Origin of the sequence: Sanguibacter inulinus, from assembly GCF_013415325.1 — a bacterium.
GTDB lineage: Bacteria > Actinomycetota > Actinomycetes > Actinomycetales > Cellulomonadaceae > Sanguibacter > Sanguibacter inulinus.
Window position 1 is genome coordinate 15,331 of sequence record NZ_JACBYE010000024.1, and the last position, 15,452, is coordinate 30,782.

The 15,452-nt window shown below is 71.2% G+C and carries 11 protein-coding genes; 7 read left to right on the forward strand and 4 right to left on the reverse strand.

Features of this window, described 5'->3' with window-relative positions:
* Nucleotides 1-89: 89 nt before the first annotated feature.
* Both HZZ10_RS10815 and HZZ10_RS10820 read left to right on the forward strand, forming a co-directional pair.
* Nucleotides 90-2,912 carry an aconitate hydratase gene (locus HZZ10_RS10815; RefSeq protein ID WP_308507554.1) on the forward strand — a complete coding sequence of 941 codons (2,823 nt, stop codon included), beginning with the start codon at nt 90-92 and terminating at the stop codon, nt 2,910-2,912.
* Nucleotides 2,913-3,108: 196 nt separating this feature from the next.
* Complete coding sequence (locus tag HZZ10_RS10820) at nt 3,109-3,528, forward strand: DUF1801 domain-containing protein (RefSeq protein ID WP_179913511.1); 420 nt, start codon at nt 3,109-3,111, stop codon at nt 3,526-3,528.
* 102 nt (nt 3,529-3,630) lie between these two features.
* On the opposite strand, the gene HZZ10_RS10825 is transcribed toward HZZ10_RS10820, so the two are convergent.
* Nucleotides 3,631-4,605, reverse strand: a complete 975-nt coding sequence (locus HZZ10_RS10825; RefSeq protein ID WP_179913512.1) for an aminoglycoside phosphotransferase family protein — start codon at nt 4,603-4,605, stop codon at nt 3,631-3,633.
* Nucleotides 4,598-5,371, reverse strand: coding sequence for a type 1 glutamine amidotransferase (locus HZZ10_RS10830; protein WP_179913513.1), 774 nt, complete (start codon nt 5,369-5,371; stop codon nt 4,598-4,600). Before HZZ10_RS10830 ends, HZZ10_RS10825 begins: the two co-directional genes overlap by 8 nt.
* 147 nt (nt 5,372-5,518) lie before the next feature.
* Here HZZ10_RS10830 and HZZ10_RS10835 point away from each other — a divergent pair, with 147 nt between their 5' ends.
* The 4 genes from HZZ10_RS10835 to gad all read left to right on the forward strand — a co-directional run bounded on the left by HZZ10_RS10835 (nt 5,519) and on the right by gad (nt 10,982).
* Nucleotides 5,519-6,748 carry an alpha/beta hydrolase gene (locus HZZ10_RS10835; RefSeq protein ID WP_179913514.1) on the forward strand — a complete coding sequence of 410 codons (1,230 nt, stop codon included), beginning with the start codon at nt 5,519-5,521 and terminating at the stop codon, nt 6,746-6,748.
* A 123-nt stretch (nt 6,749-6,871) separates the two neighbouring features.
* Nucleotides 6,872-8,560, forward strand: a complete 1,689-nt coding sequence (locus tag HZZ10_RS10840) for a bifunctional lysylphosphatidylglycerol flippase/synthetase MprF (protein WP_179913515.1) — start codon at nt 6,872-6,874, stop codon at nt 8,558-8,560.
* Complete coding sequence (locus tag HZZ10_RS10845) at nt 8,557-9,399, forward strand: hypothetical protein (protein ID WP_179913516.1); 843 nt, start codon at nt 8,557-8,559, stop codon at nt 9,397-9,399. The genes HZZ10_RS10840 and HZZ10_RS10845 overlap by 4 nt, the downstream gene beginning before the upstream one ends.
* Before the next feature lie 179 nt (nt 9,400-9,578).
* Nucleotides 9,579-10,982 carry a glutamate decarboxylase gene (gad, locus tag HZZ10_RS10850; protein WP_179913517.1) on the forward strand — a complete coding sequence of 468 codons (1,404 nt, stop codon included), beginning with the start codon at nt 9,579-9,581 and terminating at the stop codon, nt 10,980-10,982.
* Nucleotides 10,983-11,085: 103 nt separating this feature from the next.
* Here gad and HZZ10_RS10855 read toward each other — a convergent pair whose 3' ends face one another.
* Nucleotides 11,086-11,796: an NUDIX hydrolase gene (locus tag HZZ10_RS10855; RefSeq protein WP_179913518.1), complete on the reverse strand. Its 711-nt coding sequence runs from the start codon at nt 11,794-11,796 to the stop codon at nt 11,086-11,088.
* Complete coding sequence (gene guaB1, locus HZZ10_RS10860; RefSeq protein ID WP_179913519.1) at nt 11,793-13,247, reverse strand: GMP reductase; 1,455 nt, start codon at nt 13,245-13,247, stop codon at nt 11,793-11,795. The genes HZZ10_RS10855 and guaB1 overlap by 4 nt, the downstream gene beginning before the upstream one ends.
* Before the next feature lie 196 nt (nt 13,248-13,443).
* Between guaB1 and dxs the strand changes: the two genes are divergently transcribed.
* On the forward strand, nt 13,444-15,336 hold the full coding sequence (dxs, locus tag HZZ10_RS10865) for a 1-deoxy-D-xylulose-5-phosphate synthase (RefSeq protein ID WP_179913520.1): 1,893 nt from the start codon (nt 13,444-13,446) through the stop codon (nt 15,334-15,336).
* Nucleotides 15,337-15,452: the final 116 nt, after the last annotated feature.

Below are 15,452 nucleotides of genomic sequence, written 5' to 3' on the forward strand. Positions count from 1 at the left end.
CGAAGCCCCCAAGTACCAGGTGCACCAACCGGGCGGACGTCTCGCCGACTCCCTCGCGCACCTGTCTCGCCGAAGATGAAGGAGCCTACGTGAGCAGCGTGGACACGTTCGGGTCGAAGGGAACTCTCGAGGTCGATGGCACCTCGTACGAGATCTTCCGGCTCTCCGCAGTTGAAGGGACGGACAAGCTTCCGTTCAGCCTCAAGGTTCTCGCCGAGAACCTCCTCCGCACCGAAGACGGCGCGAACATCACCGCTGACCACGTCAACGCCCTGGCCTCCTGGGACCCCGACGCGCAGCCGGACACCGAGATCCAGTTCACCCCTGCGCGCGTGATCATGCAGGACTTCACAGGCGTGCCCTGCGTCGTCGACCTCGCCACCATGCGCGAGGCCGTCGCCGACCTCGGCGGCGACCCGGAGCGTGTGAACCCGCTCGCCCCCGCCGAACTCGTCATCGACCACTCGGTCCAGATCGACGTCGCCGGTCGCGCCGACGCCTTCGAGCGCAACGTCGAGCTCGAGTACGAGCGCAACCGTGAGCGCTACCAGTTCCTGCGCTGGGGCCAGACGGCCTTCGACGACTTCAAGGTCGTCCCTCCGGGCACCGGGATCGTCCACCAGGTCAACATCGAGTACCTGGCCCGCACCATCATGACCCGAGAGGTCGACGGGGTCCTGCGCGCCTACCCCGACACCTGCGTCGGCACCGACTCGCACACGACGATGGTCAACGGTCTCGGCGTGCTCGGCTGGGGCGTCGGTGGCATCGAGGCCGAGGCCGCCATGCTCGGTCAGCCCGTCTCGATGCTCATCCCGCGCGTCGTGGGCTTCAAACTCACGGGCGAGATCCCCGCGGCCGTCACCGCGACCGACGTCGTCCTGACGATCACGCAGCAGCTGCGCGAGCACGGTGTCGTCGGCAAGTTCGTCGAGTTCTACGGAGAAGGTGTCGCGGCCGTGCCGCTCGCCAACCGTGCGACCATCGGCAACATGAGCCCCGAGTTCGGCTCGACCGCGGCGATCTTCCCGATCGACGGCGTCACGCTCGACTACCTGCGCCTCACCGGCCGCTCCGCAGAGCAGCTCGCTCTCGTCGAGGCGTACGCCAAGGAGCAGGGCATGTGGCTCGACCCCTCGGCCGAGTCCTACGTCGAGCCGAAGTTCTCCGAGTACCTCGAGCTCGACCTCTCCACGGTCGTCCCGAGCATCGCCGGGCCCAAGCGTCCGCAGGACCGGATCGAGCTCACCGACGCGAAGAGCTCTTTCGCGACGTCGATCCTCGACTACGTCGACGCCGCCGCTGCAGCCCCGTTCACGGGCCTCGACGAGTCGGTCGACGAGACCTTCCCGGCCTCTGACCCCATCGCCGCGGGTGAGCACCACGACGCGAGCGACGCGCCCGACCACGTCCCGAACGGTGACTCGTCCAAGCGCCCGCACAAGCGTGTGCCGCTGACGCTCGCCGACGGCACGGAGACCGAGCTGGACCACGGCAAGGTCGTCATCGCCTCGATCACGTCGTGCACCAACACCTCGAACCCCTCGGTAATGCTCGCCGCGGCGCTCCTGGCCAAGAAGGCTGTCGAGAAGGGCCTCGTGGCCCAGCCGTGGGTCAAGACGTCGATGGCCCCCGGGTCCAAGGTCGTCACCGACTACTACGAGAAGGCGGGCCTGTGGCCCTACCTCGAGAAGCTCGGCTTCCACCTCGTCGGCTACGGCTGCGCGACCTGCATCGGCAACTCCGGTCCGCTGCCCGAAGAGGTCTCCGCCGCGGTCAACGAGCACGACCTGTCGGTCGTCTCGGTGCTCTCGGGCAACCGCAACTTCGAGGGTCGCATCAACCCCGACGTGAAGATGAACTACCTCGCGTCGCCGCCGCTGGTCATCGCCTACGCCCTCGCGGGCACGATGGACTTCGACTTCGTCGCCGAGCCCCTCGGCCAGGACCAGGACGGCGCGGACGTGTTCCTCGCCGACATCTGGCCCTCGGCCGACGAGGTGCAGCGGACGATCGACACGTCGATCAACCGCGAGATGTTCACGACCGACTACGCGGACGTCTTCGCCGGTGACGAGCGCTGGCGCGCCCTGCCCACCCCCGAGGGCAACACCTTCGCGTGGGACTCCGAGTCGACGTACGTGCGCAAGCCCCCGTACTTCGACGGCATGTCGATGACCCCCGACCCTGTCACCGACATCTCCGGTGCTCGTGTCCTCGCCAAGCTCGGCGACTCGGTCACGACCGACCACATCAGCCCTGCTGGTGCGATCAAGCCGGGCACCCCGGCCGCGGAGTACCTCGCGGGCAACGGTGTCGAGCGTCGTGACTTCAACTCCTACGGCTCGCGCCGCGGGAACCACGAGGTGATGATCCGCGGGACCTTCGCGAACATCCGCCTGCGCAACCAGCTCCTGGAGAACGTCGAGGGTGGCTACACCTTCAACTTCGTCACGGGCCAGCAGTCGTTCATCTACGACGCCGCGCAGGACTACGCCGCGCAGGGCACCCCGCTCGTCATCCTCGGTGGCAAGGAGTACGGCTCCGGCTCGTCGCGCGACTGGGCTGCCAAGGGCACGGCGCTCCTCGGCGTCAAGGCTGTCATCACCGAGAGCTTCGAGCGGATCCACCGCTCGAACCTCATCGGCATGGGCGTCCTGCCGCTGCAGTTCCCGGCTGGGGAGAACGCCGAGTCCCTCGGGCTCGACGGCACGGAGACCTTCGACATCTCGGGTGTCACGGTCCTCAACGACGGCTCGACCCCGTCGACCGTCAAGGTCGCCGCGACGAAGACCGACGGCACGCTCGTCGAGTTCGACGCCGTGGTGCGCATCGACACCCCGGGCGAGGCGGACTACTACCGCAACGGCGGGATCCTGCAGTACGTGCTCCGGTCGCTCGTCCAGAAGTGACCTGACACCAGCGGTACCAGAGCGGGGCGTCCATCCTTCACCGGGTGGGCGCCCCGCTGTGCGTCCCTGCAGTGCCCGCTCAGGCGCCCTCGTCGTGCTGCGACGGGGCAGTGCTCAGCTCTGGTGCGGCCGAGAGCGGTGGGGGACAGGTCGGCTCGGGCTGTCGCCCGGGCTCCTGGGACGGCACACTGGGGCGATGGCCTCATCTGCGGTGACGGTGGAGAACGACGGCTCGGTGACCGAGTTCCTCGACGGGGTGACGCACCCGGTCCGCAGACGCGACGCGTTCACCGTGCTCGCGCTCATGGAGCGTGTCACCGGTGAGCCCGCGCGGATGTGGGGGACCAGCATCGTGGGCTTCGGGAGCTACCACTTCGTCTACGCCTCCGGCCGCGAGGGCGACTGGTTGGCCCTGGGTTTCTCCCCGCGCAAGGCGGCGACCACGGTCTACCTCATGGACGGCTTCGAGGACCGCGGTGACATGCTCGCCCGCCTCGGGCCGCACACCCTCGGCAGCTCCTGCCTGTACCTCAAGGACCTCACGACGATCGACCTCGACGTCCTCGAAGAGCTGGCTCGCACGTCGTACGCGGCGGTCGTCGGCCGAGAAGGGTAGCCGGAGCGACCTCGGCGACGGAGGCGGTCCGTCTGCCGCGCTGCGCTGCGGTCCCACGTCGTGCCGCGCCGCGCACCAGCGCCGGCCGGCCGCCCCAGGCCGTCAGTCGTCCTGGAGCAGCTCGTCGGCGACCCGCGCACCGAGCGCGGCGAAGGTCGGGTCGTCGTCGCTGTGCGCGAGCAGCGCGGTCCCCATCGCGACGGCCCAGCCGCGCGCGCGGCCCCAGAGTGCCTCTCGGGCGCGGAGGGCCTCAGGCGACCGACCCTGGTGCGGGAGGACGCCGCTGCCCGCCTCGTCCCACACTCTCTCGACGGCCGCCACGAACCGCTCCCGCCCGGCCTTGTCGAAGACGAGCCAGGCCGCGGCGAGGTCGCACGCGGGGTCACCCGAGGTCATGTCCCCGAAGTCGACCACGGCCCGCAGGCTCACCTCACCCGAGGGCTCGTCGGAGACCACGAGGTTGAAGGGGTGCGGGTCGCCGTGCAGCCAGAGCGGCGGCCCGTCCCACGCGGGGGCGTCGAGCCCTGCCTCCCAGACGGCGGTGAGCCCGGCGACGCGGGGGTGGTCGACGCGCGACAGCCGTTCACGCACCGCGTCGTCGCGCTCCTCGAGCGGGCCGCCGCGGACCTCGTTGACCGGTGCGTCCGCCGGGGCGGCCGAGTGCAGCGCGCCGAAGAAGGCAGCCAGCGGCTCCGCGACACCCTGCAGCCGGGCGCGGTCGACCGTGCCGGCGGCCGTGCCGTCGATCCACGGCACGACGCTCCAGTGCCACGGGTAGCCTGCGCCGGGGACGCCCGCGACGACCGGCGCGGGGACCAGCACGTCGAGACGCTCTGCGAGACGAGGGAGCCACCGCTGCTCGTTGACGAGCAGACGTGCCCCGACCGCGCGCCGCGGGACCCGGACCGCCAGTGAGGTCCCCAGTCGGAGCATCACGTTGTCCCACCCCTCGGAGACGACCTCGAGGCTCAGGTCGGCCGTCGGGCCGGCACCGGGCAGGGTGGGGCACTGCTCGTCGAGCAGCCGCCGGACCAGCGTGGTGTCGACGACGACCTCGGCGGCCGGGCGGTCAGCCACCCGCGTGCGTCACGCTGTCGCGACGGGCCTGGACCTCGTCGGCGAAGGCACCGAAGACCACGAGGGCGCGCGGGACGAGGCTCGTCATCCGCACGGCTGCGTCGGCGCGCATCGTGTCGGCGACGCCCGGCGCGAGCTCGGCAGCCATCTCGGGGGTCGCGAGCCACTCGTCGAGGTGCGCCCCGTCGATCTCGAGGTGGAACTGGAGCCCGACGGCACTGCCTGACCTGAAGGCCTGCACGGGGGTGAGGGGTGTCGAGGCGAGGACTGTCGCGCCCGGAGGAGCGGTGACGGCGTCTGCGTGCCAGTGCAGCACCTCCGGGTCGGGCGAGGCGTCGACCGTCAGCGGGTACAGGTACGCGTCCCGCAGGCCCGCGCCGGTGAGCGAGACCGGCGCGACACCGATCTCCTCGCCGTGCGCTGTGAGCAGGTCGCCACCGAGGGCGACGGCGAGCAGCTGCATCCCGAGGCAGATCCCGAGGACCGGGACTCCAGCGGCTGTCGCGTCGGCGAGCAGCCTGCGCTCGGCGGCGAGCCCAGGGTGCGCCGTGTCGTCGAGCGCTCCCATACCCCCTCCCATGACGACCAGGCCGGCGAGCGACCGGGCGTCGGGGAGCTCAGGTGCCGCGTCGTCGAGGACGGTCACCGAGCGCCAGGCGATGCTGCGCTCGTCGAGGGCGCGGCCCACGAGGCCGGGCCCTTCCCACGCGGCGTGCTGGATGACCAGGACGGCGGGCGACGGGTCAGGGACAGGGATGATGCTCATGCGACGGACGGTCGAGGTGTGAGGGGCATGGCACCAGGCTAAGCGGTCCCAGGCGCCTGTCTGCAGCCTCTCGGCTCATGTCCAGGTCTGCGGGGGACGATCTAGGCTCGTCATGAAGAGCCACAGGCTCGTGAGGAGCGTCGTCGGGTGGACGGTCAGGTCGCTGCAGGTGCTGCTGGTCCCGCTGTCGTGGGCCCCCCTATCCCGACCGACGCGATCTCGTCGTGGTGGACCGTCGCGGTGCTGGGCGTCGTCGCTGTGGTCGCGGTCGTGCTCGCGGTCCGCCGTCGCGTCCGGCACAGGCGCACGACCCGTGCGGCTCTGGTCGACGCCGCGCCAGCCGCGCCCACGGACGCACCGCAGGTCCGGCGCCCCCGCACCTGGCACCTCCTCCTGGCGGGGGCCTGCGCGCTCCTGCTCGCCGTCGGTGTCGGTGTCAACACGTGGGTCGGGTACATCCCGACGGTCGACGCTCTCGCGATCCACCTCGGCCTCGGCCCACGGCTCGAGGTGCCTGCGGTCCCGACAGCTCCTGTCCCGGGCGCGACCGTCGCGACGATCTCTGCAGACCCGCCGACGGGGACAGGTGCCTTCGGCGCTGTGAAGATCGCGGCGCCTGCCGACCTCCGTGTCGACCCGAGCGACACCTGGATCTACACGCCCCCGGGCTTCGACCCCTCGGGCAAGACCCTGTACCCGCTCGTGGTGCTCGTCCACGGTTCCCCTGGAGGGTCCGCCGACTGGTTCGGTGCAGGCCTCCCGGCGGTCCTCGACTCTCTCATCACCTCGGGGAAGATCCGACCCATGATCGTCGTCGCCCCGGACATGAACGGCCGTGGCCAGAGCGAGGTCTCCTGCCTCGACTCGACCCGCGGTGGCTCCCAGACCGAGACCTACCTGCGTGACGTCGTGCTCCCGTGGGTCGACCAGCGCTACCCCGTCGCGACCGGGCGGGAGTACCAGGCGATCGGGGGCATGTCCGCAGGGGCGTACTGCGCCCTCGACCAAGGGTTGCGGCACTCTGCGGACTTCGGGACGATCCTCGCGATCATGCCCTACGGCGATCCCGGGGACATGCGAGGTGCCGGCCTCTCGACGGATGCGGAGGTCGCTGCCCACAGCCCGAGCGACTACGTCAGCACGATCGACCTGACCGATCCCACAGCCGTCTTCCTCGACTACGGCGCCACCGACACCGACGCCCAGGTGCCCGCGACGGCTCAGGACCTCGCACGACGGCTCGAGGCACGCGGACAGCCCGTCGAGCTGCGGACCGAACCAGGACTGGGCCACAGCTGGGTCACCGCGATGACAGCCGTGCCCTACGGCCTCGAGCTCTTCGAGCAGCAGATGACGGCAGCCGAGCACGCGCTGTAGGTTGAGCGCCCGGTGGGCCAGGTGCCGACGAGCCGACCAGCGACCAGCCGGGCGGCGGGCACAGATCGGCCCAGCACGGCACGGCACAGACACAGCACGACTCGACCACGGGGACGGACGCAGATGTCAGCGAGCAGCAACGGGATCCTCCTGCCTCGGCGCGGGTCCAGCCCCGTCGAGGCGCACCGGCGGCGGGTCGAGACCCGGGTCCTGGCCTCGCGGGTGGTCGTCGTCCTCGCCGTCCTCGGACTGGTGTCCGCGGTCGCCCACGGCCTGCGGCGCGTCTTCAGCCCCGTCGCCGACCTCGTCCCCGGTCTCACCGAGGCGACAGCCCGCCCGACGCTCCTGCTCGTCTCGATCGCCCTGCTCATCACGGCGCGCGGCCTGCGCAAGGGGCACAGGCTCTCCTGGGTCCTCGCTCTCGGGGTCCTGGCGCTGTCGGCCGTGCTCCACCTGCTCAAGGGCGTCGACGTCTTCGAGACCCTCGTCCTCCTCGCCGCCCTCGTCTGGCTCGCCTCGCGGTGGAGCGCGTTCCCCGTGCTGCCGACCCGTCGGGCCGTGCGCCGGGCCGCGTGGGTCACCGGGCTGTCGACAGCAGGCCTGGCTGGAGCCGTGGCCCTCGTCGCGACCCTCGTGCCCGAGCACTCTGGCCGGGCCCGGGCCGAAGAGCTCGGGAGCATCGTGCACCCCGTCTCCTTCGCGCTCACGCTCGTCTTCGTCGTGACGATGCTCTGGGCGCTCACCTCACCCCGGGACGCCGTGCGCCTGAGCCCTGCAGACCACGTCAAGGAGCGTGAGCACGCCCGGCACGTCGTGGAGCGCCACGGGGGAGGGACCCTCGACTACTTCGCGCTTCGCGACGACAAAGACTGGTTCTTCGTCGCCGACTCTGTCGTCGCCTTCTCCGTCCGGGGCGGCGTGTGCCTCGTCTCGCCCGACCCGATCGGCCCCGCCGACGAGCGTGAGCTGGTGTGGGCCGAGTTCCTCAGCATGGCCTCGTCGAACGGCTGGTCCGTGGCAGTGGTCGCCGCGAGCACCGACTGGCTCCCTGTCTACGAGGCGAGCGGCCTGCACGTCGTGTACTTCGGCGACGAGGCCGTCGTGGACTGCCCGACCTTCACCCTTGCGGGCAGCGCGCACAAGTCGCTGCGCCAGGCTGTCAACAGGGTCGAGCGCGCCGGCTACACCACGACCTTCCACGACCCGGCGACCCTCGACGCCGACCTGCGCACCGCGATCTCCGAGATGGCCGAGGAGTCCCGCCGGGGAGAGGACGAGCGCGGCTTCTCCATGACGCTGTCTCGCCTCTTCGACCCCGCCGACACCGGTCTCTTGCTCTCCGTCACCCGCTCCGCCGAAGGTCGGGTCGACGCCTTCTGCCAGTGGGTGCCGGCAGCCGGCGTCGACGGCTGGTCGCTCGACGTCATGCGCCGGCGCCTCGACACCGACGACATCCCCAACGGTCTCGTCGACACGACCATCGTGCACACAGTCGCCGAGCTCGTCCGGCGCGCCGAGCGTGGGCTCGGCCTCAACTTCGCGGTCATGCGCGAGGTGCTCGAGTCCGACGACAGCGCGTCCAGGCTGGACCAGGTGACCAGGCCCTTGCTGCAGAGGCTCTCGCGCGGCACCCAGATGGAGACCCTCGGCAAGTTCAACGACAAGTTCGAGCCCACCTGGGTGCCCCGCTACGTGGTCCTCGACTCCGCCGAGCTGATCGCGACGCAGGCCGTCGTGCTCGCAGGCGCCGAGGGGGTCACCGAGATCCCCGTCATCGGGCGCTTCCTCGGTACTGTGGGCACCGCGCGATGATCCTGTCCCTCGCGGCCGCCCTGGCCGCCGCGGTCGGCTACGGCGTCAGCACGATCATGCAGGCCGTCGCCACCCGCAGCACCCACGGCCTCGCAGCCGTCACCACGCCCCTCGTGGTCGCCGCCCTCCTCGTCGACGGCCTCGCGTGGCTGCTCTCCCTCGTCGCCCTCGACAGGCTGCCGCTCTTCCTCGTGCAGGCGGTCCTCGCCGGTTCCGTGGTGGTCGTCGTGCTGCTCGCCCGCTGGTTCCTCGGAGCCCGCCTGCGCAGGGTCGACGTCGTGGCTGTGGTCGCCGTCGTCCTCGCGCTCGTCGTCATCGGCGCAGCAGGCGGCGAGCAGCCCGCGACAGCCCCACCCGCAGGCTTCGTGGCCGTGCTCGTCACGGGCAGCGTGCTGCTCGCCCTCGCCACGGTGCTGCTCTACAGGTCGGGGTCCTCCAGGGCGTTCTCCGTCGCCGCGGGGCTGGGGTACTCGGTGGCCGCGCTCGGAGCCCGCACGGCGCACGCAGCCGACGACCTGCTCGGCACGGTCCTGCAGCCCGTCGCCGTGGCAGTCGTGCTCGGTGGCGTGGTCGGTGCCGTCGCCTACCTGCGGGCCCTCGAGCAGGGCCGCGTCGGCGGGACAGCCGCGACAGCGTCGGTGCTCGAGGTGGTCGTGCCCGGCGGCATCGGCGTCGCTGTCCTCGGTGACGTCGTCCGTGACGGCTGGGCTGTGCCGGCGGTCCTCGCGCTCGCGGTCGCCCTCGCCGCGTGCGTCGTGCTCGCGACCAGCCCGGCCAACAGTGCTGCCGAGGGCCAGGACGCGGCTCGTCCGGGAGACGGGGCGCCCGCGAGCGTGTGACGTGGCGGGTCGTGCGGGCGTCGACCGCTTGCTGCAACCTCCGCAGAGGTCGAGACTCGGAGACGACGCACTCTCGGCCAGCAGGCTGGGCGACGACCTCAGTCGTGGCTCGTCCGTCAGTGTCTTCCGGGGGAGCATCGCCTGTGCGCGCTGCCGACACATCCCGAGGAGAGACGACGATGTCCCCTGAAGACCAGCACCACCACCGTGACCACCACAGCGACCACGTGAGCGTCAACCCGCTCTTCGCCCGGCCGGGGGAAGACTCGGTCGCCTCGAAGTACCACCTCGAGGACGACGGCATGCTGCCTGAGACGGCCTACCAGATCGTGCACGACGAGACCATGCTCGACGGCAACGCGCGGCTCAACCTCGCGACCTTCGTGAGCACCTGGATGGACCCGCACGCCGAGAAGCTCTACGCCGAGTCCTTCGACAAGAACATGATCGACAAGGACGAGTACCCGCAGACCGCCGCGATCGAGACCTACGGGTGGCGGATCCTCGCCGACCTGTGGAACGCACCCGATCCGGAGAAGGCCCTCGGGACCTCGACGGTCGGCTCCTCCGAGGCCTGCATGCTGGCCGGCCTCGCCTTCAAGCGGCGGTGGCAGCACGCTCGTCGCGCCGCCGGTCGCCCGACCGACAGGCCGAACCTCGTGATGAGCTCGGCGGTCCAGGTGTGCTGGGAGAAGTTCTGCAACTACTGGGACGTCGAGGCGCGCTACGTGCCCATCACCGAGGAGCACAAGACGCTCGACGGTCACGACCTCGCCTCCTACGTCGACGAGAACACGATCGGCGTCGTGGCGATCCTCGGCGTCACGTACACGGGGATGTACGAGCCCGTCGAGAAGATCTCGGCGGCCCTCGACGCCATCCAGGCCAGCACCGGGCTCGACGTGCCGATCCACGTCGACGGTGCCTCCGGCGCGATGATCGCGCCGTTCCTCCAGCCTGACCTCGTGTGGGACTTCCGGCTGCCGCGCGTCCACTCCGTCAGCACCTCGGGCCACAAGTACGGACTCGTGTACCCAGGCCTCGGCTGGGTCGTCTGGCGCTCGGCCGAGTACCTGCCCGAGGACCTCGTGTTCAAGGTCAGCTATCTCGGCGGCGAGATGCCGACCTTCGCGCTCAACTTCTCTCGGCCCGGCGCGCAGGTGCTGCTGCAGTTCTACCTGTTCCTGCGGCTCGGCCGCAGCGGCTACACGGCAGTCCAGCAGGCCGCCCAGGACGTCGCGCTGTACCTCTCCTCGGGGATCGCCAAGATCCCGGCCTTCGAGCTGTGGAACGACGGCTCCGACATCCCTGTCTTCGCCTGGCGGCTGCGCGAGGGGCACACGGAGAACTGGACGCTCTACGACCTCTCGGACCGGCCGCGCGCGCGAGGATGGCTCGTCCCGGCGTATCCGATGCCCGACTCGCTGAGCAACCTCACGGTCCAGCGGATCGTCGTGCGCAACGGCATGAGCATGGATCTCGCCGCCTCGCTCCTCGAGGTCGTCGAGGAGGAGACAGCCGCCCTCGACAGGCTGCCCGGGCCGCTGCCGCACGTCGTGGAGAAGTCTGCCTTCCACCACTAGGCGAGAGACCGCACGGGGAGCAGGGCGACGTCACGCTCGCAGGGCTGGGCGCGGAGGGAGACGCCGCCGGCGCCCGTCTCCCGGCGGTGGGACCGGGGCCGCGTCAGACGGGGACGTCGAGCACGTGCTGCTCCCACGGGCGGGTCCACCCGAGGCCGTCGAGCACCCTGTCGAGCACGATGCCCGTGAAGCCCCACACCAGGCGCCCGTCGACGAGGAAGGCCGGGCTGTCGAGGGAGCGGCCGCCGCGGCTCACCCGGGCGAGGCGACGGTTCGCGGGGTCGAGGAGGTCGTCGACCGAGACGCGGAACACTGCCGCTGACTCGCGCACGTCGACCACCCCGACGGCCGACGGACGCGCCCACCAGGCCAGCACCGGAGTCACGACGTGGTTGCTCACGGGGAGCGGCAGACCGCCGAGCGTGCCGACGACGTCGACGCCGGAGCGGTCGAGGCCCGTCTCCTCGACGGCCTCGCGGAGGGCAGCGTCCACAGGGCCGTCGTCCTCGGGGTCGAGGCGACCGCCCGGGAAGGCGATCTGCCCAGGGTGGTGGTTGAGCGAGGCCGCACGCTCCACGAGGAGCACGTCGAGGGCGCGGTCCGCACCACCGGTCTGCCGCTCGCCGAGCAGGACGAGCACAGCCGCCGGCCGGCTCACGGCCAGCGGCGTCCTGCTGGTCGGACGGTCGGGGAGCGTCGCGCGCTCACCGGGCACCGGGCCTGTGCGCCAGCCCCAGTCGACCCCGGCCCGGACGAGCGTGCCGAGCGCGGTCCGGACCGGGTGCGCCGGACCGGCCCCGTCGGGCTCCGTCACCAGCCTGCGGGGAGCGGACGGCCCTCTTCGTAGCCGGCCGCGGACTGGATGCCGACCACGGCGCGCTCTGCGAACTCGGCGAGGCTCGTGGCGCCGGCGTAGGTGCACGACGACCGCAGGCCTGAGGTGATCTCGTCGATGAGGTCTTCGACCCCGGGACGCTTCGGGTCGATGTACATGCGCGAGGACGAGATGCCCTCCTCGAACAGGGACTTGCGGGCCCTGTCGAAGGGCGAGCCACCGGCGGTGCGGGCGGCGACGGCTCGCGCCGAGGCCATGCCGAAGCTCTCCTTGTACAGGCGGCCGCTGCCGTCGTCGTGCAGGTCGCCGGGGCTCTCGTGGGTACCGGCGAACCAGGAACCGATCATCACCTGCGAGGCACCGGCGGCCAGGGCCAGCGCGACGTCGCGCGGGTGGCGGACCCCGCCGTCGGCCCAGACGTGCTTGCCGAGCTCGGTGGCCTTGGTGGCGCACTCGAGGACCGCGGAGAACTGCGGGCGACCGACACCCGTCATCATGCGGGTGGTGCACATCGCGCCCGGGCCCACACCGACCTTGATGATGTCGGCGCCAGCCTCGATGAGGTCTTCGACGCCCTGGGCGGTCACGATGTTCCCCGCCACCACGGGGACCTTCGGGGAGACGGACCGCACGGCCTTGAGGGCGGAGATCATCTTGGACTGGTGCCCGTGCGCGGTGTCGACGACCAGGACGTCGACACCGGCTGCGAGCAGCTCTTCGGTCTTCGAGGCGACGTCCCCGTTGATGCCGACGGCTGCCGCGACGCGCAGCCGGCCCGAGCCGTCGAGCGCAGGGTCGTAGATGCTCGAGCGGAGCGCACCCACCCGGGTGAGGACGCCGACCAGGCGCCCGTCGCGGACCACCGGGGCGAGCTTGCGGCGCGACTCGTGCAGCTGGTCGAAGGCGCGGCGCAGACCGTCGGCGCCCGCGGCCTCGAGGACGCCGGCGTCGATCGACGTCGGGTTCGCGGACATGACCTGGTGGACCTGCGTGAAGCGGTCGACGCCCGTGCAGTCGGAGGCGGTGATGACACCGACGGGGCGGTCGCCGTCGACGACGACCGCGGCGCCGTGCGCGCGCTTGCCGATGAGGGTGAGCGCTGTGTGGACGGTGTCGGTGGGGGAGACCACGACGGGTGTCTCGACGACGGGATCCTTCGCCTTGACGCTCGCGACCACGTCGGCGACGACGTCGGTCGGGATGTCCTGGGGGATCACGGTGATGCCACCGCGGCGGGCCGTCGTCTCGGCCATGCGTCGCCCGGCGACGGCAGTCATGTTGGCGACGACCAGCGGGATGGTCGTGCCGGTCCCGTCGGTGCTCGAGAGGTCGACGTCGAAGCGGGAGGTGACCTCGGACCGGCCGGGGACGAGGAACACGTCTCCGTAGGTGAGGTCGGTCGTGGGTGTCTGTCCGTCCAAGAAGCGCATGGGTCCAGTGTACGAAGGTGCGGGGACGTGACGGGACTGTGTGAGCATGGCGACACTCTGCGACCTTCCGGGCATCTCGCCCGCGCCCAGGCGGTGCTCGCGCGCGCACGCTTATAGAGTGGTTCACCGTGCATCCGCACGACGACGGCGTGTGCGGGCCCTGCGGGCGCAGCGCACGCAGCAAGGAGGAATGGCCATGGCAGTCCTGGAGACCATCACGTCGCCGGCAGACCTCCGTCGGCTGAGCCCGGCGCAGCTCGAACAGCTCTCCGCCGAGATCCGGACGTTCCTGGTCCAGTCGGTCTCGCGCACAGGCGGGCACCTCGGACCGAACCTCGGCGTCGTCGAGCTCACAGTCGCGATGCACCGCGTCTTCGCCTCGCCCAAGGACTCCTTCGTCTTCGACACGGGCCACCAGTCCTACGTGCACAAGCTGCTGACAGGCCGCCAGAACTTCGGCGACCTGCGCCGCCGCGAGGGCCTCTCGGGCTACCCGAGCCGGGCCGAGTCCGTGCACGACATCGTCGAGAACTCCCACGCCTCGACAGCGCTCAGCTGGGCCGACGGCATCGCCAAGGCCAACGTGGTCCGTGGTCTCGACGACCGCCACGTCGTCGCCGTGATGGGCGACGGCGCCCTGACCGGCGGGATGGCCTGGGAGGCCCTCAACAACATCGCCGACGGTCACGACCGCCGTCTCGTCCTCGTCGTCAACGACAACGGCCGCTCCTACGCGCCGACCATCGGCGGCATGGCGCACCACCTCGATACGCTGCGCACCACCCAGGGCTACGAGAGCATGCTCTCGTGGGGTCGACGCACGCTGCGCCGCTCGGGCCCTCCCGGTCGCGTCGCCTACGACGCGCTGCACGGCCTGAAGAAGGGCATCAAGGACGTCGTCGCACCCCAGGGCATGTTCGAGGACCTGGGCATCAAGTACGTCGGGCCGGTCGACGGGCACGACGTCGAGGCGGTCGAGCGCGCCCTGACGAGCGCGAAGTCCTTCGGCGCCCCGGTGCTCGTGCACGTCATCACCGAGAAGGGCCGCGGCTACAGCCCGGCCGAGCAGGACGTGGCCGACCGCTTCCACGCCGTCGGCCAGATCCACCCGGAGACCGGACTACCTGTCGCGCCCTCGCGCTTCGGGTGGACGAAGGTCTTCGCCGACGAGATCGTCTCGATCGGCCGCGCCCGGCCCGACGTGGTCGCGATCACCGCGGCGATGCTCGCCCCGGTCGGGCTGGCACCCTTCGAGAAGGCCTTCCCCCACCGCACCTTCGACGTGGGCATCGCCGAGCAGCACGCCGCCACGAGCGCCGCCGGGATGGCCTTCGCGGGCCTGCACCCCGTCGTCGCGCTCTACGCGACCTTCCTCAACCGGGCCTTCGACCAGGTCCTCATGGACGTGGCGCTGCACAAGGCGGGCGTGACCTTCGTCCTCGACCGTGCGGGGATCACCGGCGACGACGGTGCGAGCCACAACGGCATGTGGGACATGGCGATGCTGCGCATCGTGCCGGGCGTCCACCTCGCCGCCCCGCGCGACGAGGCGACGCTGCGCGCGGCCCTGCGCGCAGCAGTCGACGTCGACGACGCCCCGAGCGTCGTGCGCTACCCCAAGGGCTCTGTCGGCGACCCGATCCCGGCCCTCGACACGACCGACGGGGTCGACGTCATCGGGCGCGAGACCCAGCCCGCGTCGGCCGACGGAGTCGCCGCCCGCAAGGTGCTCGTCGTGGGGATCGGCTCGATGGCCACGACAGCCCTCGAGGTGAGCTCGATCTTGTCCGCCCACGGGCTGGACACGACAGTCGCCTCGCCGACCTGGGTCCTCCCGATGCCGTCGATGCTCGTCAAGATGACGGGGGAGCACGATCTCGTCGTGACGATCGAGGACGGTCTCGCCGAGGGCGGGATCGGTGCGCTGCTCGGCGAGCGGGCCGCGCAGGCGGGGGTGCGCACACCCGTGCACACCGTGGGTCTGCCGTCCGCCTTCCTCGACCACGCGACCCGCGACCAGATCGTCACGGCGAACAGGCTCACCGCTCCCGACATCGCCCGGGACGTGCTGGACCTGCTGGCCCGCTGACTGCCCTCCCGGCCGTCGTGACGGCCGGGAGCTGCCGGTCAGGCCGTGCGCCAGGGCACCCGCGACGCTGCCGACAGCTGCGTCGACGGTGAGGGCACGGTCTGTCGTGCCCGGAG

Coding starts and splice junctions, on each gene's coding strand:
- gad (WP_179913517.1), top strand. CDS start 9,579: ATGTCCCCTGAAGACCAGCACCACCACCGTGACCACCACAGCGACCAC.
- HZZ10_RS10820 (WP_179913511.1), top strand. CDS start 3,109: ATGGCCTCATCTGCGGTGACGGTGGAGAACGACGGCTCGGTGACCGAG.
- HZZ10_RS10840 (WP_179913515.1), top strand. CDS start 6,872: ATGTCAGCGAGCAGCAACGGGATCCTCCTGCCTCGGCGCGGGTCCAGC.
- guaB1 (WP_179913519.1), bottom strand. CDS start 13,247: ATGCGCTTCTTGGACGGACAGACACCCACGACCGACCTCACCTACGGA.
- HZZ10_RS10830 (WP_179913513.1), bottom strand. CDS start 5,371: ATGAGCATCATCCCTGTCCCTGACCCGTCGCCCGCCGTCCTGGTCATC.
- dxs (WP_179913520.1), top strand. CDS start 13,444: ATGGCAGTCCTGGAGACCATCACGTCGCCGGCAGACCTCCGTCGGCTG.
- HZZ10_RS10845 (WP_179913516.1), top strand. CDS start 8,557: ATGATCCTGTCCCTCGCGGCCGCCCTGGCCGCCGCGGTCGGCTACGGC.